Annotated in this window: 15 protein-coding genes; 2 read left to right on the top strand and 13 right to left on the bottom strand. The window is 55.1% G+C overall.

Features of this window, described 5'->3' with window-relative positions; genetic code table 11:
* Window positions 1–218: 218 nt before the first annotated feature.
* The 6 genes from RIN49_RS18285 to RIN49_RS18260 all read right to left on the bottom strand — a co-directional run bounded on the left by RIN49_RS18285 (window position 219) and on the right by RIN49_RS18260 (window position 13,249).
* Complete coding sequence (locus tag RIN49_RS18285; protein ID WP_309121595.1) at window positions 219–1,910, bottom strand: DUF4091 domain-containing protein; 1,692 nt, start codon at window positions 1,908–1,910, stop codon at window positions 219–221.
* A 24-nt stretch (window positions 1,911–1,934) separates the two neighbouring features.
* Window positions 1,935–7,004 (bottom strand): FIMAH domain-containing protein, encoded by a 5,070-nt coding sequence (locus RIN49_RS18280; RefSeq protein ID WP_309121594.1) that lies wholly within the window; start codon window positions 7,002–7,004, stop codon window positions 1,935–1,937.
* A 198-nt stretch (window positions 7,005–7,202) separates the two neighbouring features.
* Window positions 7,203–8,675 carry a serine hydrolase domain-containing protein gene (locus tag RIN49_RS18275; RefSeq protein WP_309121593.1) on the bottom strand — a complete coding sequence of 491 codons (1,473 nt, stop codon included), beginning with the start codon at window positions 8,673–8,675 and terminating at the stop codon, window positions 7,203–7,205.
* Window positions 8,676–8,883: 208 nt separating this feature from the next.
* A complete protein-coding gene (gene gshAB, locus RIN49_RS18270; RefSeq protein WP_309121617.1) occupies window positions 8,884–11,142 on the bottom strand; it encodes a bifunctional glutamate--cysteine ligase GshA/glutathione synthetase GshB in 2,259 nt (752 codons plus the stop codon).
* Between the two features lie 153 nt (window positions 11,143–11,295).
* On the bottom strand, window positions 11,296–12,129 hold the full coding sequence (fghA, locus tag RIN49_RS18265) for an S-formylglutathione hydrolase (RefSeq protein ID WP_309121592.1): 834 nt from the start codon (window positions 12,127–12,129) through the stop codon (window positions 11,296–11,298).
* Window positions 12,130–12,133: 4 nt separating this feature from the next.
* A complete protein-coding gene (locus RIN49_RS18260) occupies window positions 12,134–13,249 on the bottom strand; it encodes an S-(hydroxymethyl)glutathione dehydrogenase/class III alcohol dehydrogenase (RefSeq protein WP_309121591.1) in 1,116 nt (371 codons plus the stop codon).
* Between the two features lie 123 nt (window positions 13,250–13,372).
* Here RIN49_RS18260 and RIN49_RS18255 point away from each other — a divergent pair, with 123 nt between their 5' ends.
* Complete coding sequence (locus RIN49_RS18255; protein WP_309121590.1) at window positions 13,373–13,723, top strand: winged helix-turn-helix transcriptional regulator; 351 nt, start codon at window positions 13,373–13,375, stop codon at window positions 13,721–13,723.
* A 162-nt stretch (window positions 13,724–13,885) separates the two neighbouring features.
* Here RIN49_RS18255 and rlmD read toward each other — a convergent pair whose 3' ends face one another.
* The 4 genes from rlmD to RIN49_RS18235 are packed head-to-tail and all read right to left on the bottom strand — an operon-like array spanning window position 13,886 to window position 17,463.
* The gene (gene rlmD / locus RIN49_RS18250; RefSeq protein WP_309121589.1) at window positions 13,886–15,397 is read right to left on the bottom strand and encodes a 23S rRNA (uracil(1939)-C(5))-methyltransferase RlmD; all 1,512 of its coding nucleotides are present in this window, start codon (window positions 15,395–15,397) and stop codon (window positions 13,886–13,888) included.
* Between the two features lie 3 nt (window positions 15,398–15,400).
* Window positions 15,401–16,399 (bottom strand): diacylglycerol kinase, encoded by a 999-nt coding sequence (locus tag RIN49_RS18245; protein WP_309121588.1) that lies wholly within the window; start codon window positions 16,397–16,399, stop codon window positions 15,401–15,403.
* A complete protein-coding gene (locus RIN49_RS18240; protein ID WP_309121587.1) occupies window positions 16,371–17,165 on the bottom strand; it encodes a sirohydrochlorin chelatase in 795 nt (264 codons plus the stop codon). Before RIN49_RS18240 ends, RIN49_RS18245 begins: the two co-directional genes overlap by 29 nt.
* Before the next feature lie 7 nt (window positions 17,166–17,172).
* Window positions 17,173–17,463: a YerC/YecD family TrpR-related protein gene (locus RIN49_RS18235; RefSeq protein ID WP_138194497.1), complete on the bottom strand. Its 291-nt coding sequence runs from the start codon at window positions 17,461–17,463 to the stop codon at window positions 17,173–17,175.
* Between the two features lie 174 nt (window positions 17,464–17,637).
* Here RIN49_RS18235 and RIN49_RS18230 point away from each other — a divergent pair, with 174 nt between their 5' ends.
* On the top strand, window positions 17,638–18,129 hold the full coding sequence (locus RIN49_RS18230) for a hypothetical protein (protein WP_309121586.1): 492 nt from the start codon (window positions 17,638–17,640) through the stop codon (window positions 18,127–18,129).
* A gap of 87 nt (window positions 18,130–18,216) precedes the next feature.
* Here RIN49_RS18230 and RIN49_RS18225 read toward each other — a convergent pair whose 3' ends face one another.
* From RIN49_RS18225 to RIN49_RS18215, 3 genes are read right to left on the bottom strand one after another with little or no spacing between them, the layout of a single operon-like run.
* Entirely contained in the window at window positions 18,217–18,948 is a 732-nt protein-coding gene (locus RIN49_RS18225; protein ID WP_309121616.1) for a tyrosine-protein phosphatase, read from the bottom strand.
* A gap of 27 nt (window positions 18,949–18,975) precedes the next feature.
* Entirely contained in the window at window positions 18,976–19,650 is a 675-nt protein-coding gene (locus RIN49_RS18220) for a GntR family transcriptional regulator (protein ID WP_309121585.1), read from the bottom strand.
* A complete protein-coding gene (locus RIN49_RS18215; RefSeq protein WP_309121584.1) occupies window positions 19,650–20,480 on the bottom strand; it encodes a carbohydrate ABC transporter permease in 831 nt (276 codons plus the stop codon). The genes RIN49_RS18220 and RIN49_RS18215 overlap by 1 nt, the downstream gene beginning before the upstream one ends.
* Between the last annotated feature and the right edge of the window lie 7 nt (window positions 20,481–20,487).

Below are 20,487 nucleotides of genomic sequence, written 5' to 3'. Positions count from 1 at the left end.
CTACCTTGCGTAACGGGAAAAGTAGTTGAAACTATTTTGGGGGTGAAACACCTGAATGAGGACGACGAGAATTAAACTATGAAGACGCCATGGAAAACTCTCCTTGGCGTCTTTTCATTTGTTACAGAGCAATTAAGTTCTTTGTTTCAGCCTACAGCCACCATCATCACACACTACACATACCAAATATGTGGGCCAAGCCCCCGTATATGCACCGCTCAGACGCCGACCAAAGCCGCCTTGATCGCCGCGTTGACCGACGCCCTAAGCTGCAGCAGCCAGGTTGCATCCCTTGGGTAACGGTAAAAGGTAAGCGGCTCCTCGAGCCCCTCCTCGATCAACTCCAGCACCCGCTCGCGCCCGACGAGGCCCTCGAGCAGCTGCAGCGCCCGAAGATCCTGCAACGCCTCGTTCAGCACCTCGAGCCGGATCGACTCGACCGGTCCCTCCTCGCCGGGGTACACCAGAAACGCGTCCCCGGACGGGAAGCTGCTGCCCGCATCCGTCACGCGATACGGGTCGATCGCCCGAAGCGAATATTGCGTATTCCAGAAGTTATAGCCCCAGTGCAAAAATCCGGCCATTCGAAACTTGTAGAGCTGAACGCCGAGGATGCGGTTGCGGGCGGAAGGCATATTGAAGAATCGGTTCGATTCTCCAAGGCGATACTGCGCGCAGGCATAATACGTCCACAGCTCCGGAATGCCCCGCTCCAAGAACGGCTCGATGTGATTGTTGGCCGGGATCGGGCGCCTTACCAGTCCTTGCTCGTAATATTCGAGATTCGAGAGCGCGTCGATGATCGGGAATTCCCCCAAGTGCGACTGCATCAACTCGCTAGCGCTGCGGTACCACGGTAGATGCTCAAGGAACGGTTCATCCGAAACATGAAAGTAGCTTCGGTTCTCGAGGCCATGCTCCCGAATGTAGGCCGTAAGCGCGGAAAGGAACTGACCAAGGAACGACTTGTAAGCCTCTCCGGTCGCATCGGTTTCCCACCCGAAAATCCGTCGGACTTCCCCGTTCTCCTCCGCCATGATTTTCGGCGCGTGCTTCGCCCCCCATTGGGTGAACAGGTGGGAGAATTCGAAGTAGCGCACCCCGACCCGGTCGCAGAGCTCGATCCAGCGCCCCAGCCGCTCGAAGCCGAACGAATACGCGTCGCCTTCCTTCTTCACGTCCACGAGCTGAACGGTAGGTCGCTCCCCGCCTTCCTGGGTATCCAGCGGAGGCGTGAACAACGGCGTAAGCACCATGTTGATCCCATGCCGAACCGCCGTCTTCAAATAGCGCTCGATGAGCCCCCAATGGGCCTCGCTGAACACTTCCACCCCGTAGTAATTCGCCAAGCAGTCGCTATGGAACCACTCAGTGTGGATCAGCGTTTGCGGAGGAAGGGCGGCTTCCAACACTTCCAGCTCGAAGCGCTCTTCCGCATGCCGCTCCCCGGCGGCGTCCGTGAACCGGACGACGATGGGGTGCACGCCCGCCGGCGCGTCGTCGCCCAGCTCCACCATCACCCAGACGGAACGCCATTGGTAATGAATCCCCGTCACCGTGCCCGGGATCGCGCCGATGCTTGCGTCCGGACCATCGATCGGGAACAGCGGGTCGGGATACAGACCCGCTGTCGTCCGAAGCACGTACTCGTCATGGGCGCGTTGACACGGCAGCTCCGACGGCACCAAGCCGACGGTTCGCAAGAGAATCGAGCCGCTTAGCGGCGATTCTACGCTCACCGTAATCAATCTGGTCTGCGCAGCCGCGCGGTAGGCGACCTGGAAAGCGTAGGTTTCCCCCCGCAGCGCGGAGCCCCGGTGATAGGGCTCAGCGCTTAATTCCTCGTCTGCAAACACCTTTTCCAAGGAACTGAGGCATCTTGTGATCAACCAGTCGTCTTGCTTCTCCATGCGAAATGCTCCTTCCCCTTGCGCTTACGTCCACGCCTCGATCAAGTACTCGGCGTCGGCCTGAAGCGCCGCCTTGGCCGCTGCGCCGATGTGAGCTTCAAGCGCAGGGTTCGACATATGCTTGATGAAGTCTTCCAAATGTTTGGCCGCCTGCTCCGCTCTCCCCTGATCCAGGTGATGCCGGGCCTGATCGAGACGGTTCGCCAGTTGAGCGGACAACGGGCCGGTCAGCTCGCCGCCTTGCTCGAAGCGAACGATCAACTCGCTCATGGAATCCAAGCTGGTCGTAACGGTAAAGGCAAACCAGATCTCCAGCGCATTGCCGGCGGCATCCTCAAGGGTAATCGTCGCCGTATGGCTGCCCGGCTTGCCGACCATATCGATCTCCGCGGCAGGTGCAACCGGGTCGATCGCGACTTGGGTTCCGTAGACCGCCAGCGTGACGGAGTCGAGACCGGACAGATCGTCCCAAGCTACGAAGCTAAGCGGCAGCAACTCCTCGAAGCTATCTCCCTCCGACAGGGTACGGTCGCCTGCGCTCAAACGAAACGCCGGGGCCGTCTTGTCGATCCGTACGACGATCGACTTCGCCGACTCCACATTGCCGGCTTTATCGCTAGACCGGTACCACACCTCATGAACGCCTTCCTCGGTCAATGCGATCGGCTGGGTATACTCCGTCCAGGCGCCGTCCGCTCCAAGCCGAACCTGCGTCTCTTCAACGCCAGACTCCGCGTCGACCGCCGCAAGCGTGACCGTTGCGTCCGAGCGGTGCCAGCCGTTCGTCGGCTCCGCATCGATCGTCGCGGTCGTGGCGGGAGCCGTCTCGTCGATCGGCGCGCCCCACGCTTCCACCTCGACGTAATGATGCGAAGCATTCCGGCTGCTCCCGTTCGTCCAGAGCTTGATATACCTTGCGGTCGTTGGCTCGAAATCGATCGTCTTGCCGTCCGCGGACTCGGCGTACTCGGCGTCGACGCCCGCGCCTTGGCCGGACGAATTGTCCGCATCGTTATTGAATACCGTCGTATGCATAGCGAAGCTCGGATCGCTCGACAGCTGCACGACGACGTCGCGATACGTTCGGCCGTCCGCGTAATAGTGCCACAGCTTGACGGCGTCGAGGCTGTAGCTCTGGCCCAGGTCGATGCGAACCCACTGCGGTCCTTCCGCATCCATGCCCGTGTAGGCCCCAGCCGCTTTGTCCCCGTCGGTCAGTCGGACGGGATTGATCGGCTTGCTGCTAGCGATCTCCGTCTTCCCGAGTGCCTGATTCGCATATCCCGGCGGCTTCGGCGCGGCGAGCGGCGATCCGTATACTTCCACCTCGACATAATGATGCGCGACGTTTTTATTGCTCCCGTTCGTCCACAGCCTGACATAGCGGGCGTCTACGGGTTCGAACGCGATGATCTTGCCGTCCGCCGTCTCGACATACTCGTCGTTCGCGCCCATCCCTTGACCGGCCGAATTGTCCTTATCGTTATTGAATACGGTCGTCTTCGTCGCGAAGGTCGGGTCATCCGACACCTGCGCGATGACGTCGCGATACACGCGGTTGTCGGCATAATAGTGCCACAGCTTGATCGCGTCGAGCTTGTAGCTTGCGCCCAAGTCGATGACCACCCATTGCGGGCCCGCCGTATCGATATTCGCGAAGCTCTCGAAGTCGCCGTCCGTCAATCGCACCGTATTGAGCGGCAAGGAGCTCGTAATCGACGTCCGGCCCTTCGCTACGTTCTTATAGCCCGGCGGCTTCGTCGTCGGATCCGTCGGGTCGGTCGGATCGGTCGGATCCTTCGGCGGCAGCGTCGTAATCGGGCCCATCGTGACCGACAGGTCGGAGATGACGGCCTTCGCCGGCGGTTTATCCTTGCCCGTATACATGCCGATGCCCGCCAAGAACGTGTTCCCGGTGAACTCTACAGTCGTCTTACCCATGTACATCCACGTCTGATTCTTGAAATAATACCCGGCGACGGTATTGCCCTGCTTCACCAGCTTCAGCTTGAAGGGCGCAATCATGCTCTTGCCGGCATAATCCATAAGCAAGCCCGACTGCGAACCCCAATACTTCTGCTGGGCTGGCGGCTTCTGCGCATCCAGGATACTCTCTTGATTTCGGAAAACGTACCGCATCACCTGTCCGTTCCCGTCCAGGCGGAAGTGCACATGCTTGGAATCGGCCGTATCCCGATCCCGGATCATCAGTCCGATCGAGGCCGGGTCGGCGGCGCTGAACGAATCGATCGTTGCGGTCAGCGTCACTTCAGGATTGTCCGCGTCCACCTCGAAGCTCTTGCTCAAATATACGAAGTCGTCCGATGCGTTCCAGGCGTTCTCCCCCATGCCGACTAGCGTTAGCTCGGAACCTTCGACGGTAACGAATCCGCGGCTAGCCGGGCCGTATTGCCGAACCGACCAGTCCGTGCCCACCGGCGGCGGAACGTCCGGGAATACCGTAACGACGGCCGTCGTCGCTCGCGTAATGCCGTCCATGGTCACCTTCGCCGTGACGATGACCTGACCTTCGGAGAGTGCCGTGAACGCCGCCGAGGAGCCGGTCGCCCCATCGAACCGCAAGACGCTGTCGTCGCTGGACGCGAATTCCAAGCTCGCAGCCGAGAAATCGGCAGCGGCGCCGTTGCGCAGCTTACCGGTCAAGGTCAGCGTCGCCTGCTCGCCTTCCGTATAGATCAAGGTCGGCGACGTGAGCTGCACCGTATCCAGCAGCGTCTGGCTGACGCCCGGATCGAACGGCGTCGCCTCGTACACCCCGATGTCGTCCGCGTACGAGAACCCGGTCGCCGGGCTGCCTTGAACGACCTGCACCAATGCGGTTGTGTCCGTAGCTCCCGTCCGGAACGTAAGAGTCTTACGGACATAATCCGTCTCGTTCGCCGTGACGACCATTTCGGTTCCGCCGTAATCCTTGACGCTCAGGGAGACGGTTTGGTTAGGATCGTTATACATCCAACCCGTGAGGATGTAGTCGGTATTCGGCTTGAGGCCTTCGATCAGCTGCTCCACGCCGCCGCCGCCGGAAAGCTGCAGCTTAGACTGGAATCCTCGCTTGCTGGCGGCCGAGCCCGAATTCGACACCTGCAGGATCGATGCCGAGCCCGTCGGTCGCAGCGTCCAATATTGATCCACGCCCCAGCCGAAGCCGCTGTTCCGAACTTTGTTCATATACGGCGTCTCGATCGGAGTTAATGCCGCGACGGGAGGGTTCGCGAAATTATGCCCCGCCGTCCAGTCCGCCCCGCCGAATTCGTAAGCGCCGACGTCCGGCGCGTTGCCTACGTACCCGTCCGTAATGCCCGGGATGACCGCGCCCGAATTGATCGCCGTCGAGCCCTCCGTCAGTCGGTAATCGTTGGCGGCGGGATCTACGAAGCCCACACCCGCCTCCGTCAGCGTGTTGTACCCGCTGGCCGTATCAGCCGTCAAGGATACCCGATCGGTGAAGATGTTGTTAAACACCCTCGTTCCGTACAGCTCCTTGTCGTAAGGGGCCGAGCCCCAGTAGCCGATGCCTCCGAGGTTGTCAGCGACGGTGTTGTTGTAGATCAAATGGTAGTTGCCCGGCGTGTTCAGTTGAATGCCCACGTCATTTTCAAAGATAACATTGTGATGCACGACAGAGTTCTGCGTGAAGTTGTCGAAGTAGAGCCCGACGCTCATGTCGGTGCCTTGGCTGTCGTGAATCCAGTTATGGTGAATTTCGGTGTTGCCCATATCGGTACCCCAGCTGTAAATCTGGGCGCCGTCCCGCGACAGCCACATGCCGTTGTAGATGTCGTTGTACGCGATCTCCCCGTTGCCCATTCGCCAGTACAGAATGAATCGGCCCGAATCGTGGAGCGAGTTGTGGCTGATCAGGTTGTCGTCGCCGCTCGACAGCTTGACCAGCGGATCGTAAGCCGCCATATAGCTACCGTCATGGATGTCGTTGTTCACAAGGCGGTTATGGCTGCCGTCCAGATTGACCAGCGTACCTGTAGAATAAGCGATCGTGCTGTTCTTAATCTCGTTATACGTGCCGGCTACATTGATGCCGCCGGTGAGCTGGTGCGGAATGGAGGTGCCCTGCGAGTAATTGGAGAAGTACGGGTAAAGCACCTTCAAGCCGTCCAACACGTTGTAATGGGCGTTGTTCATCGGAATGTTGGCCGCGAACACCTGAAGTCCGGCAAGGCGGATGTACGACTTGTCGTTCAGGTTGAAGGCGGTATGCCGCTTCTTGACCTCGACGTTCGACGGCACCCCGCCGTCCGGCGCCCACAGATACACCTTCTTCGCCGCCGCGTCCACATACCATTCGTGCGGAGCGTCCAACTCGCCGAGAATGCCCATGAGGTAATACGTGCTGCCGGCCTTGGGCCACATGTAGTCGTAATTCCCCGCCTGGGCTTCATACGTCAGCGTATGGGTAGCGCTGTTAAAGCCCGTCACCTTGCTGGTCTTCCCGACATACGCGTCGCCGCCCCGCTCCCAGATCGTGGCGCCCTTCCAGTAATCGTTCGGCTGCGTCAGATCGGGATCCGTAAGCGTGATCGCCGAACCGGCCGACGCGACCCCTACCCCCTGCTGCAACGCCGGCAGGCTGTACTCGCTAATATTCGGCCAACGCGCCTCCCACAGCGGGGTGACGTCAGCGCCGTCGACGACGAACAATTGGTTCTCGTGCCCGAGGCTCCACGCCAGATCGGCGACATAGATGTTGCCGCTGTGCTGCTGCCAGCCGCCGATCGGCTCGGAACCGCTTACAATTACGGTTGCGCCAGGAGCCGCTTGGAACGTGATCGGCTTGTCTGCCGAGCCGCTGATCGCCGGCGTGACCGTCTCCCGGTATGTACCCGATGCGATCAAGCAGGTGTCCCCGGGCAACACCGCTTCCGCGCACTTCTGGATCGTGCGGAAAGGGGCTTCGGACGTACCCGGATTGGCGTCTGCCCCTTCCGGCGATACGTGGTAGACCGCGGCGGGTTGCTCCGTCTCCGCGCTCGCGGGCGTCACGGGCACCACCCCGGCCAGCAGCGCCAGAACGGTCGACAGCGCCAGACCGAAGCGCAAAGTCCGCTTCTTGAACATCATACATCCCTCCTCATTTCCCTCATTGGGTTCACTTCCCTTTCAAAATATACGGAGACCTAAAACAATAAAAGTGCAAGATCTGCACTTTTGTCGCCTCCGAGGCTGATCGATTCGTATTTTTATGAACCTCGACAGGCCCGGCAACACGAACGAAGACCCCATGCTTCTTCTCGCATGGGGTCTTCGTCCGATTATTTAAGCCAGCGCGCCGCCGGCGAAGCCCGAGTATTCGTCCAGGAACCACTCGGCCGCCTTCAGCATATGTACCGATATTTTATCTTCTATGAAGGAAAAGGTCATTTTCGCCGAGCCCAGGTAGTCATCGGTAATGTATACGAGCAGGTTCAGTTTATGCTCCTCTACCCAAGCTCCGGAAACGAGGCATGTATAGCCTTCGCCCTTCGCCGTTCCGATGCGTTCGCCGAAGTACTTCGTCTCCGGGAAGATCCCTTCCTTCTGTTTCCCGATGCCGAAGTCGAGCCGGTGCAAGCCCGATTCATTTTCATATTCCCAACGTCCTTCTTCGCCTTCGAACGTGAACCGCAGCCGCGAGATCTTCATGGGATTTTCGTGTAATCGGTACCACTTCCCGTCGATTTTCTCGGCATAGGAAGAGGTTAGACTCCCCTGCTGCGGAATGATATGTAAGCTGTCGATCTTGAGTTCAAGCGCCTTCCTTGCGGCATCGTCGGCAGGCAGCGGCCCGTCATGGAGGTTCGCCAAGAGCTCTTCCCGGAACGCATTTCGAATGAGAATCGGTGCGATGTGTCCCATCATCTGGGTGTCCGAGGTACAGGCAAACACCAGCTCCTGATCCGGATAGACGATGGCGAATTGAGAGCCCATGCCGCGGAAGGAAAAGCCGTTATCCTCCTCGCACCAGATTTGGTAGCCGTAGCCGACATCCCCGGACAGCGAGTTATCGATTTGCTTCGAAGTGGCCTCGCGGATATACGCCTCCGAAATGAGCTGCGTTCCGTCCCAGCGACCGTCATTCATGCACACATACGCCAATTTCGCCATATCCCTCAACGTGCATATCACCCCGGAGCCGCCCCATGACGTGCCTTCCGGCGTTCGAATGCACCAAGCATCCTTGGAAAACCCGACGGGATCCAGCAGCTTGTCGCGCATATACGTTAGGAACGGAACTCCGCTCAGCCGCTCGACGATCGTCGTCAGAATCACGGTACCGGCCGTATCATAGAAGAACACGGACCCTGGCGGGTGGGAAGGCTTCTTCTGGAAAAAGGTCGCCGCGAAGTCGCGATCCTGCCGCGAATAAGAAACGGCGGAATGCGGCCCTGCCATCGTCAGAAGGTCTCGTACCGTCGTTTGCGCTACATAAGGATGGAGATGATCAGGAACCTTATCTTCGAAGAACGCCGCAACCCGATCTTCCAACCTTAGCTTCCCTTCGTCGACCAGCAACCCGATCGCCAAGGAGACGAACGATTTGCTGATCGAGTACATCCGATGTTTGCGGTCGCGCGAAAACGGAGCCCAATACCCTTCCGCGGCGATTCGGCCTTTGCGCAATACCAAAAAGCCATGCATGTTGATGCCTTCTCTTTCGATTTTTTCGATAAAACGCAAAATAGCCGAAGACGAAATTCCTAGGCTTTCCGGCGCCGCCGGCGTAAACAACTCCGTTGCATTCATGTTCATGTTTCACTCCCCCTTAAATAACAATCTATGCCGGTTCATATTCCGCTTGAATCATCATATCACGAACCGTTCTTTGGTCGGTTACCGGCAGCGAAAAAAAGCCCACAGCGCGAGGGCGAATCGCGTTGTGGGCTTATTTCGCAGTTAGAACATCCTCAGTTCCACCAAGCCGCCATGGCTTAAAATCCCCGGTCACGACAGCAAACCACTAATTTGACTGACTTTGTAATAGTTCAGGGAATAAATAATGTATGATATGCATAGTTAAACGTCGAGACTTTCCTTGATATGGATAGATATGCATATACATGGATGGATTAAAGTTTGCTTCAATAATTCCGTAAGCATTTTTATTATCTGCAGGAACTTCTGTATTTTCAATTATCAAATCGATACCACAAATTTTAACTCCAAGGGCAGCTACTGCATCCACTGCTATTTTTTTATAATCATCAGGAATTTGATCTGTTACATCAATTGAGTCTCCACCTGTACTAATATTAGAGTTTTCACGCAGATAGATGATTTCATCCTTTTTAGGAATCGAATCAACTTGATATCCTTGACCTTTAAGCATAAGTTTCTCCAATTCACCTAACTGGATACTTTCTAAAGGTGTCCGGTGGCCTCTTCCTCTTAACGGGTCACGATTCTTTTGCATGACTAACTCTTCGATTGTATGTTTACCGTCGCCTTTAACATTCGCAGGAATTCGTAATAAAACAGCATAAACTTGATCATTCAACACAAAAAATCGATATTCTGTTCCTTTAATAAACTCTTCTATTAATATAGAATTGTCTTCTTTAAATGCTAAAGCGATGGCTTTATGATAATCCTCTTCATTAGCGCCTTCTTTGAATATCGAAATTCCTAATCCAAAGTTTGTTGTTTTCGGCTTCACAACAAAAGGTTTGGTGGAAAAGCGATTATAAAAACGTAAAGCCTGTTCAATCGTCTGAAATTCCTCACCTTTCGGCACACGAAATCCATGTTGCTGAAGAATTTTCTTTGTGACTGTTTTATTTTCCATAATTAAAGTGGATACATAATTATCTTTACTTGTCATATTCGCATTTTTCACATATTCAACATGATCTTTTAATTTCAGCTTCAAAAATTGATCTTGTCGATCCAAAATTTCTACTTGGATTCCTTGTTGAATCGCATCAAACATTAAAATCTGAGTGGACAACTCCATATCAGTAAATCCTGCTAATTGATAAGGCTTATCCCATGATTTATTATAATTTTCTTTAGCAATCGACGTAGCCACTTGAACTTGACAGCTTTTTTCACTTTCCCTATAAAGTCTTCCCGCTAAAGTCTTACTTGGGTCCATCAACATTTCTCTCAGATGAACAAATAACGTTTCTGTAATAGGCAAATCTAAGATTTGCACCAATTGTTCCATCTCATCAATCATATTCTCGGCATCTTTTTCGAATTTTGTATGTTCTAATGGATGCTCAAGAGCCACTACATCATTGTAGGAATCCCCCATTTTTACCCACTCATCGCAATTTTCCCCTTCATCTTTCCATAGTAAATAAAGTAAGAAAAGATGGAGGAATTCTGCTTGCTCATAACCGATTCCATACGGTTCAAATGGATTTAAATCGATATTGCGTAATTCAATATACTTAATACCACGATTCGCAAGTTCTGAAACTTGTTGCCCGCCTCTTAAACGGACAGGTGAATAAAATTCTTTTTCTTTTGATAGAAGCCCTTTTTGAACCATAGAAGAAAGATCTGATAGATAGTTCTGTATACTGCTGTATGAGACTTGAACATCATCCGAATTGGTGTAACCATATTTGCTACTTCGAATGCTTCTTACAGCATCATGCAAAGAATCTTCCTTAAAAAAATTCTTTTCACTACTAGGAGAAGCTCCATAAAAATAAGTGAATAACCATCGATAATGTAAATAGTTTCTTGTGGCTTTTAGATAGATCTCTGTTTTAAAATCTCGATAATCTTTAATATCCGATTGAGCGTTAAATAACGCTTGAATGAACTCATCGCCAAATTCAAAGTTAAAATGAACACCACAAAGCATTTGTTTACGGCGGCCATAAGACTCAGATAAATATTGACGATATTGAACATCTTCAACACTTTTCAATTTTGCAATCACGATATTTTCTTCTTTTTCTGGTAACCCTGGCGGCATACTTAAGGGCCAAAGCATCTCATTCTTACCCATTGAACGATAAGCAACATCATGGATCGCTGCTAAGTAATTAAACAGTTCCTCTAATGTTTCCGTAACAGGTGTGATGATTTCCATCTGTAATTCTGAAAAATCCCGCTGAATATACGGATGATCATCTCGCTCCGAAATACTTTTAGGATGATCCGTATTCGCTAAATCCCCGGATAAGTCAACTCGTTTACTTTCTTTTTCAATTCCATAACGGGCTTTGAATAAGTATGGTTTAACCCGGTCATTGACTAACATGTTTTTAAAATCTGTTTTAACGGTAACTCCCAATTAGCTCGCCCCTTCTTCAAACCGTTTCTTATTTTTAGATAAACTTTAAAATACAACAACACGCAGTTATCAAAAAATATCCACATTCAATTACAATGTGGATATTTTCCGTAAAAAGAATTATCTTAAGTACTCCATATGAAAAGCGAAATGTTCCTCTAAGAAAGTAGAAATAAAGAAATAGCTGTGATCATACCCTTCAACCTTGTTGTAGTTAACTACTCCGTTATTTTCCTGAGCATTCTTTAAAAAACAAGCTTCATCTAATTGTTTTGGATAAAACTCGTCTTGAGTTCCCTGCGTAATGAGAATAGGCGGCATACCATCTTCTTTGACCAGTTCTGAAGCATCCCATTCTTTCCAGGAAGCTTTATCTTCACCTAAATAAGTTGAGAAAGCTTTTATTCCCCATGGGACTTCACTTGGACTTGAAATAGGAGAAAAGGCAGAAATCGCTTTGAATCTGTCAGCATTTTTCATACCAATCACTAAAGCGCCATGTCCTCCCATGGAGTGACCCATTATACTTTCTTCTCCTGAAAAATGAGGTACCAAAGTTGACGCAATGGCAGTTAATTCATCTACTATATACGTATACATGTGATAATGCTTTGCCCATGGATCTTGCGCGGCATTTAAATAAAAACCTGCACCTTGTCCAAGGTCCCATGCTTCATCATCAGCAACATGTTCTCCACGTGGTGAAGTATCTGGAATCATGACTGCCACTTGGTATTTTTCAGCCAATCTTTGGAATCCGCTTTTTTGACTAAAATTATCATCTGTACAAGTTAAACCAGATAACCACCAAATAAGAGGGATTTTTTTCATTTCTTTATTTGATGGCAAGTAGATACTAAATGTCATATCACATTGTAAGACTTCTGAATAATGGCGGTACTTACATTGTTCTCCGCCAAAAGAGCGATGTTTTTCAATAAGTTTAAGACTCACTTTCTCACTCTCCATATGATAAAATCGTACGGATCGACTTACCCTTATGAAGCAAATCAAACGCTTCATTGATGTCTTTAAAGTCTAAGTGATGTGTGATAAATGAATCTAAATCGATTTCACCATTCATATAATCTTTAACCATTCCAGGCAGTTGGGTTCTTCCTTTAACCCCTCCAAAGGCTGATCCGCGCCATACCCGCCCCGTTACTAATTGGAATGGACGAGTATGAATCTCTTTACCTGCGCCTGCTACACCGATAATCGTGCTTTCGCCCCAACCTTTATGACAACATTCAAGAGCAGACTTCATTACTTCAACATTTCCAATACACTCGAAGCTATAATCTACTCCTCCATCCGTCATTTCAATGATGACTTCTTGAATTGGTTTATCAAATTGAGAGGGATTTACAAAATCAGTTGCGCCCATTTTTTTAGCTAATTCAAACTTATCCTCATTTAAGTCTACAGCAATAATTCGGCTTGCTTTAGCTTGAACCAATCCTTGAATAACAGCTAATCCAATAGCTCCCAGACCAAATACGGCTGTCACTGCTCCTTCTTCCACTTTTGCTGTATTGTGTACAGCGCCAATCCCTGTAGTAACACCGCATCCAAATAGACAAACTTTATCAAGTGGCGCTTCAGGGTCAACTTTTGCTAAAGAGATTTCGGGAACGACTGTATATTCACTAAATGTACTTGTTCCCATGTAATGATAAATAGGCTCCCCATTATAAGAGAAACGAGTTGTTCCATCAGGCATTAAACCTTTACCTTGAGTTTCTCGTACGGCACTACATAAGTTTGTCTTACCAGAACGACAGAATTTACATTCTCCACATTCAGCCGTGTATAGTGGAATCACATGGTCCCCCGGTTTTACTGAAGTCACTTCATCCCCTACAGCAATGACAACACCAGCGCCTTCATGACCTAGTACAGCAGGAAATACGCCTTCCGGATCATCACCCGATAATGTAAAAGCATCTGTATGACAGACTGAAGTATATAGAATTTTTACTAATACCTCTTTTGCCTTTGGTTCTTCTACATCTATCTCTACAATTTGAAGTGGCTCCCCTGATTTAAATGCAACAGCAGCTCTACTTTTCAAATGAATCCCTTCTTTCTTTTGTTTTCTAATTTACTTTTTCATAATTACACACTATACTTTATCGAACAATACTGACGTTTTTGTCACTATAAACAAGATGTCAATATAAATTGGAGGTAATATATGGTGATTCATTATAAAGAAAAAACTTTTTTCACTAGCAAAGATTTGGCTCTATCAGTTATTGGTGGACGTTGGAAAATAGCGATTATATGGTGTTTGCTCCAACAGTCTCCATTAAGGTTAAGTGAAATACAAATATACCTTACCGATGTCAACCAACGTATGTTAATTAGACAATTAAGGGAATTAGAAGAAGATGGAATAATTACTAGAGTTGTATACCCGGTTGTCCCTCCTAAAGTGGAGTATCAACTAAGTGAAATTGGTTTACTCCTTGAACCTGTTGTAACTTCCATTTGTGATTGGGGAGATAATTTTAGAGAATTTTTAGGAAAAGATTCTAATAAGTAAAAAACGGAACTCGATAAGTTAGACTTAAAGAAAAATGAGCTGGTTTCTGAATTCAAACACGAAAATGTTGCAGATAACATCGAATTGAAGTTCGAGAAGACGGGATTCCGCGTTCATTACCGCTTCTCCGCTCCAAACAACTGAAAAGAAGCAGGCTGTCCCTTATCGGGAGCCTGCTTCTTCTTTTAAGACTAACTGCGAGACGCACTCCACATGCCCCGTATGCGGGAACATGTCCACCGGCTGCACCTCGACGGTACGGAAGCCGCCGGCCTCGAGCGCGGCGAGGTCGCGGGCCAGCGTGGCGGGATTGCACGACACGTAAACGATTCGCTCGGGGCGCATCGCGACGAGCGTGTCCAGCAGGGCAGAGTCGCAGCCCTTGCGCGGAGGGTCGACGACGATGACGTCGGCGTCGATGCCCTGCTCGCGCCACGCGGGCAGAACGACCTCGGCGCGGCCGACGGCGAAGTCGGCGTTGTCGATGTCGTTCAGCCGCGCATTGGCGCGGGCGTCGAGGACGGCGTCGGAGATGAGCTCGACGCCGTACACCTGGCGGGCGGACCGCGCCAGGAACAGCGAGATCGTGCCGATGCCGCAATAAGCGTCGATCACGGTCTCCCCGCCTTCGAGCGCCGCGTACTCCAGCGCTTTGCCGTACAGCCGCTCCGTCTGCACCGGGTTGACCTGATAGAACGAGCGCGCCGAGATGGCGAACCGGATCCCACCGATGCGATCGAAAATGACATCCGCCCCCCATAACGTCGCCGTCTCCCGTCCGAAGACGGCGCTCGTCTCATCGGGGTTCACGTTGAGGCAAATGCTGACGACATGCGGTAGCTCGTCCCGCAGCCGGGCGACGAGGGCGTCCAGCCCGTCGACGGACCGCGTCGTGCCGACGAGCACGAGCATCATCTCGCCCGTCGCGAACGACACCTTCGCGACGACGTGGCGCAGCCAGCCCGAGCGCGACTTCTCGTCGTACGCCTCGATGCCGATCTCGCGCGCGATGCGCTTCGCCGCCAGCACCGCATCGTCGTTGCGCTCGTGCTGGATAAGACAAGCGTCCGTCGAGACGATCCGATGCGAGCCCTGCTCGTAGAAGCCGCCGACGAGGCCGCCCTCCTCGAGATCGAACCCGATCGGCACCTGCGCCTTGTTGCGATACCGCCACGGGTCGTCCATGCCGAGGACGGGATGCACGAGAATTCTGCCGTTCCCGGCGACCGAAGAAGCGGCCGGCGACGGCGCGACCCGCAGCTTCCCGATCCGCTCCAAGGCGTCGACGACGAGCTGCCGCTTCCACCGCAGCTGCGCGCCGTACGCGAAGTGCTGCAGTTGGCAGCCGCCGCACCGCGCATACACCGCGCAGGGCGCCGCCACCCGATCGGGGCTCGCCGCAAGCACCTCGAGCAGCTCCGCCCGGCCGAAGTTCTTCCGCAGCTCCGTCGCCCGCGCGCGCACCCGCTCCCCGGGCAGCGCGCCCGGCACGAACAGCGTGAAGCCCTCGTGCCGGCCGACGCCCTCCCCTTCGTGCGCCAAGCCGACGATGTCCAGCTCGATGACGTCATGAAGCGCGACGGGAAGCTCCCGTCGCGCCGCGTCGCCCGTAGGCTTCGATGATGCGGTTGTTGTGTTCCGGCGATTCCCCGCCGGATATCGTTTCGTTCTCACGCGTTATCCTTCCACTCCATTGCTTGATTGTCCCAACGCTCCCGGCGTGCCCGTCGGGTGTACCGTGACGGCGCTGCCGCCGGAGCCGGCCTGCCGATGATAGCTCGAGCGCCCCGTCGGATCGACGAAGACGCCGACGTGCTTCGGCAGCACGGAGATGTCGCACGGCAGCGTGCCGCCGAACTCCCCGTCGAGGTTCAGCTGCACGTAGTCCGGCGACTCGATCGCGATCCGCTTCGATCGGAATTGGACGAGCAGCGGATCCTGCACCCGCTCCCCGCGCACGACCATCGTGGCGAGGCGGATGAAATCCGCCAGCGTACAACGCTTCAGGAAGAACGCGTCCATGTAGCCGTCGTCGATCGCCGCGTCCGGCGCCAGCTTTTCGAAGCCGCCGACGGAGTTCGAGTTGGCGATGAGGAAGATCATATACTCGTCCTCGAACGTCGCCTCGTCCGTCGTCACCTTCATCCGAATCGGACGAAGGCGGGGCAGCTTTTCGAATCCCTTCATATAATAAGCGAGCTGCCCGAGCATCGTCTTCATCTTGCTCGGCACCTCGTACGTCAATTCCGTCAGCGAGCCGCCGCCCGCGATATTGACGAAATACCGCTGATTGACCTGTCCGATATCGATCGGCTTCACATACCCTTCGGCGATCAAGTCGATCGCCGCCTCCCAGGACCGCGGAATGCCGAGCGCCCGCGCGAGATCGTTCGTCGTCCCGAGCGGCAGCACGCCGAGCGGCGGGCGGCGCTCCAGCTCCGCGAGGCCGCTGACGACCTCGTTGAGCGTGCCGTCGCCGCCGGCCGCGACGACGATGTCGAAGCCGCGGCGCGCCGCTTCGGCGGCAGCCAGCCGCGCGTCGCCCTCGCCGATCGTCGCATGCGTCGACGTCTCGAACCCATAGCCCTCGAGCCGCTGAAGCACGTCCGGCAGACGCCGCCGCATCTCTTCGCGCCCGGATGTCGGATTATAGATGAGTCTCGCTCGCTTGACCATCTGTTTCCAGCTCCTTCGCCTTCGCCTCGACGCGCCGCGCCATCCATCGCGACAGCAGCGGATGGGGCAGCAACGAACGACCGTTATACCGAACATCATACCCGTGGAATCGGGTCGGTATGACTTTATCTGTAAAATAACCTTCGCTTACGAACATCGGCGCGACGATCGGCTTCAACTCCGGACGACGACGGCGCCACCGCCGAAGCTTCCACTCGACTTGATCCGGCAGCAGCATGACGGCGTCCGCCGCCGCGAAGCCGCCGCGGACGCGAAGCCGCTCCGCCGCGCGCTCCAGACAATCGCGCCAGACGCGATGAAACCCCTTGAGCACGCTGCCGTGACCGACGACCAAGACGAGCTCGTCCGAAGGATGACGTGAAAGGGGTAACATTTTCTCATACAAAATCTCAATAACGTCTTCGTCCGCGTCGATCGGCGCGCACAGAGAAACACGGGCCGACACCCGGAACGGGGTCAGATCCGTCTCGAATCGGCACGTCGCCTTCGCGCCGAGCGCCCAAGAGATTTCTTCGATATGCGTGCTGCCCGACGAGACGAACAGCGGCAGCACGATCAGGTCGCGCACGCCGAGCGCTTCGAGCGCATCGATGCCGTCCTGAATGAGCCGGCCTTCGACCAGCTCCAAATACGACGCGTACACCGGATACGGAACGCGCGCGCGCAGCGGTTCGATCGCTTCGTCCACGAGCCGCACCCAATCCGCGCTTCGCGAGCCGTGACTGATCACCAATACTCCGATCATCGCGAATCTACCGTCCCAGCCGCTCCAGCGTCATCTTATAGCCGTCGTTGCCGTAGTTGAGGCATCGCTTCACCCGGGAGATCGTCGCCGTGCTCGCGCCGGTTTCCGTCTCGATCTGGTTGTACGTACTGCCCTTGCGAAGCATCCGCGCCACTTCTAACCGCTGGGACAACGACTGGATTTCGTTGATCGTGCACAGGTCGTCGAAGAACGTATAGCATTCCTCGAGGTTCTTCAAGGTCAACACCGCTTCGAACAGCTGGTCGATCGATTTATCGTTCAGCTTCTTTAATTGCATCGGATTGAGTCCCCCTCGGTCGGACATTAACGCTTTAACATTGTACAGTTCTATAGTAACACGCCCATAACCTTTTTGGAAACCGGGCACCCGTCTATACCAAACCGTAGGCGACTACATAGTGTGTAGTATGAAAGCCCAAACCCATTATGCGGAAAAAGGAATGTGAGCGCAGTGAACCATAATCCACACGTTAGCAACACTACGTACGGCGGGCATCTTCCGGCGCCCACGCCTTATGCGGGCGGCTTCCAGCCGCCCTACGGCGTAACGCCGGACCCGACCGGCTATCCGGGCGTGCCCGGACCCGTGCCCGGCCCGCAAGCCGGCGGCGGAGGCGGCCTCGGCGGACTGCTCGGCGGCGGCGGAGGCGGCGGGGCCGGTCTCGGCGGTCTGCTCGGCAACCTCGGCAATCTCCCGCAGCTGATCGAACGCATGGGCGGCATCGACGGCGTCCTCAACAACGTGACCAAAATTCAGAAGATCATGAGCTCGGTGCAGCAGATGGCGCCGATGCTGAAGCTCGTCATGGGCAGCATGGGCAAGTCGAAGAGCGCGTCCTCGAACGACGACGACACCTACTACGAGCTGCCGAGACGCCGCCGCCGGAGACGTCGCCGCAGCGGCTCGTCGCGCCGCCCGAGCGGCCGGGGCCGCCGCCGGTAACGCCGGATCGGTCCCAACGAACGAAGAAGCGCTTATCGACTGGGAACTCCCCCGCCGACAAGCGCTTCTTCGCGTTCAACCTATGATTCAATTCTCTAGCAACTTCGCGCGCAGCCGGGCGATATCCGCGGCAGCCAAGCCGATCGCCCGCAAGTACCCTTCCGCCCCGCCATGTTCCGCATCCAGATGCCGCAGCATGCGCAGCATGTACTCCGGCTCGCTCTCCAGGAACCGCTCGTACGCCTCCCCCGACATCCCCGCGGGACGGCCTTCGCGCAGCTCCTCCAGGATCGGCGCGATGCAGGTCGCCGTCAGCGCGTAATCGTCCGCGATAACCTCATGCGGCACGCCGGCGAGGTCGAGCAGCAGACCGGCGACGACGCCCGTGCGATCCTTGCCGGCGGCGCAGTGGAACAGCGACGCGCTTCCCGGCGCAGCGGCGAGCGTCTCGAACACCAACCGCAACTCGCCCTGCGCGCCGTCGAGCAGATTGAGGTACAGATCGCCGAGGTCTCGCACCTCCCGCACGCCGGGAGTCGCGGGATTCAACAAGCTGATATGGACGTATTCGACCGTCTCCGAATCGGCGAACGCGTTCCGCTTGGCTTCCAGCTCGCGCGCATGCCGCAGGTCGACCACGGTGCGAACGCCCCGGTCTTCCAATAGCCGCTTGTCGTCCTCGGACAACCGATGCAGCCCGTCGGCGCGGAACATCGCGCCCCAGCGCGTCGTCCGTCCGTCCTTCGTCGCGTACCCGCCCAAATCCCGTATATTGTAAGCGCCCGCCGCCGGGACGATGCGCTCCATATCCGTGTGCATGGTCACTGCCTCTCCGCCTCTCTCGAATTAGATGTCGAACACGCTGAATTGGTCGTACACGAATTGGTTTAGATCCAGCACCGCTTGCCTCGCCTCGGCGAGGTCGCCCTTCTCCAGCGCGGCGTAGATTCGCGCGTTGGCGCCTCTAGCGTGCGTCGGCTTCGGGAGCGAGCGGGCGTTCATTTTCCGGAAAGAAAGCATCTTGAACACGTATTTGCCCCGGATCGTCTCGAGCAGCTGCAGCATGCTCTGGTTGCCGCAGCTCGCTACCAGCGTGCCGACGAAGGCGAGCGAGCTTTCATAGTAAGCCGCGTTATCCCTCGACTCGGCGGCGGCCGCCTGCCGCTCCAGCTGCGCCCGCAGCGCCGGCAGGTCGAACGCGAGTCCGCGCGCGGCCGCGACGTCCAGCACGAACAGCTGCAAGGAGACGAGCATCTCGAACATCTCGCGAAATTCGCGGAACGAAATTTCTTTCACGAACACGCCGCGGCCCCGGACGGATTCGAGGAAGCCTTCCGTCTCGAGCAGCGAGATCGCCGCTCGGATCGGCGTGCGGCTCATGCCGAGGGAGGCGGCGAGTTCATTTTCCGATAACAACATGCCCGGAAGCAGCTCCGCGGCTACGATCTTCGCGCGGATCGCTTGATAAGCCATCTTCTCGAGGGACGGTTTCTGCGCCGCCCCTCTTGCCGTCAGTTCCATTAACGTAAACCGCCTTTGACGAAGGAGTCGATAATTTGTCGTTGCAGCAATAGGTAGATTAAGAGAATCGGCAGGCTGGCGATCGTCGTCGCGGCCATGAGCGGCCCCCACTGGTTCGCTTCCGTGGACATGAACGACTGCAAGCCGATTTGAAGCGTCGAATATTCGGGCTTGTTCGTGACGAGCAGCGGCCAGAAATAATCGTTCCAACTCGAGATGAACAACAAGACGCCGATCGAGGCGATCGCAGCACGCAAATTCGGGAAGATCACGCGCCATAGAATCCCCCAGCTCGATGCGCCGTCCAGCTGGGCCGCTTCGACGAGCGCCTTCGGGAACGAACGGAACGTCTGGTACAGCTGAAGCACCGCGAACGCCGACGCCACATTCGGAATGATGAGGCCGAGCAGCGAGTTGCGGAGGCCCCAATCGCTGATGACGACGTAGTTCGGGATCATGATGACCTGGAACGGAACGAGCCACGTCAAGGAAATGAGCGCGTACAGCGCGTGCCGGCCCCGAAACTCCCAACGCGTGAACGCGTAAGCGGCCAGTACGCTCGTCAGCAGCTGCGTAACGGTCTGGCCGACGGCGACGGTCAGCGAGTTCGAGAGCATCCGCGCCATCGGGATCGCCTGCCACGCCTGCACATAGTTGTCGAACGTCCAATCGGCGGGGAACAGCGAAGGACTATAGATTTCGCCCGGCGACTTGAACGACGTGTTCAGCGCCCAATAAAACGGGAAGATCGCGAGAAAGCTGAGACCGATGAGCAGCGCATGCTTGCCTGCCGCGCCGACGCTCGACTCGCGCAATGAAGCGTCTCTCACAAGGAAG

The sequence above is a fragment of the Paenibacillus sp. genome (assembly GCF_031177825.1).
In the GTDB taxonomy this organism is placed as follows: domain Bacteria; phylum Bacillota; class Bacilli; order Paenibacillales; family YIM-B00363; genus Paenibacillus_AE.
The sequence above is the reverse complement of the archived record's forward strand: the minus strand, read 5'-3'. Positions and strand labels throughout refer to the sequence as shown.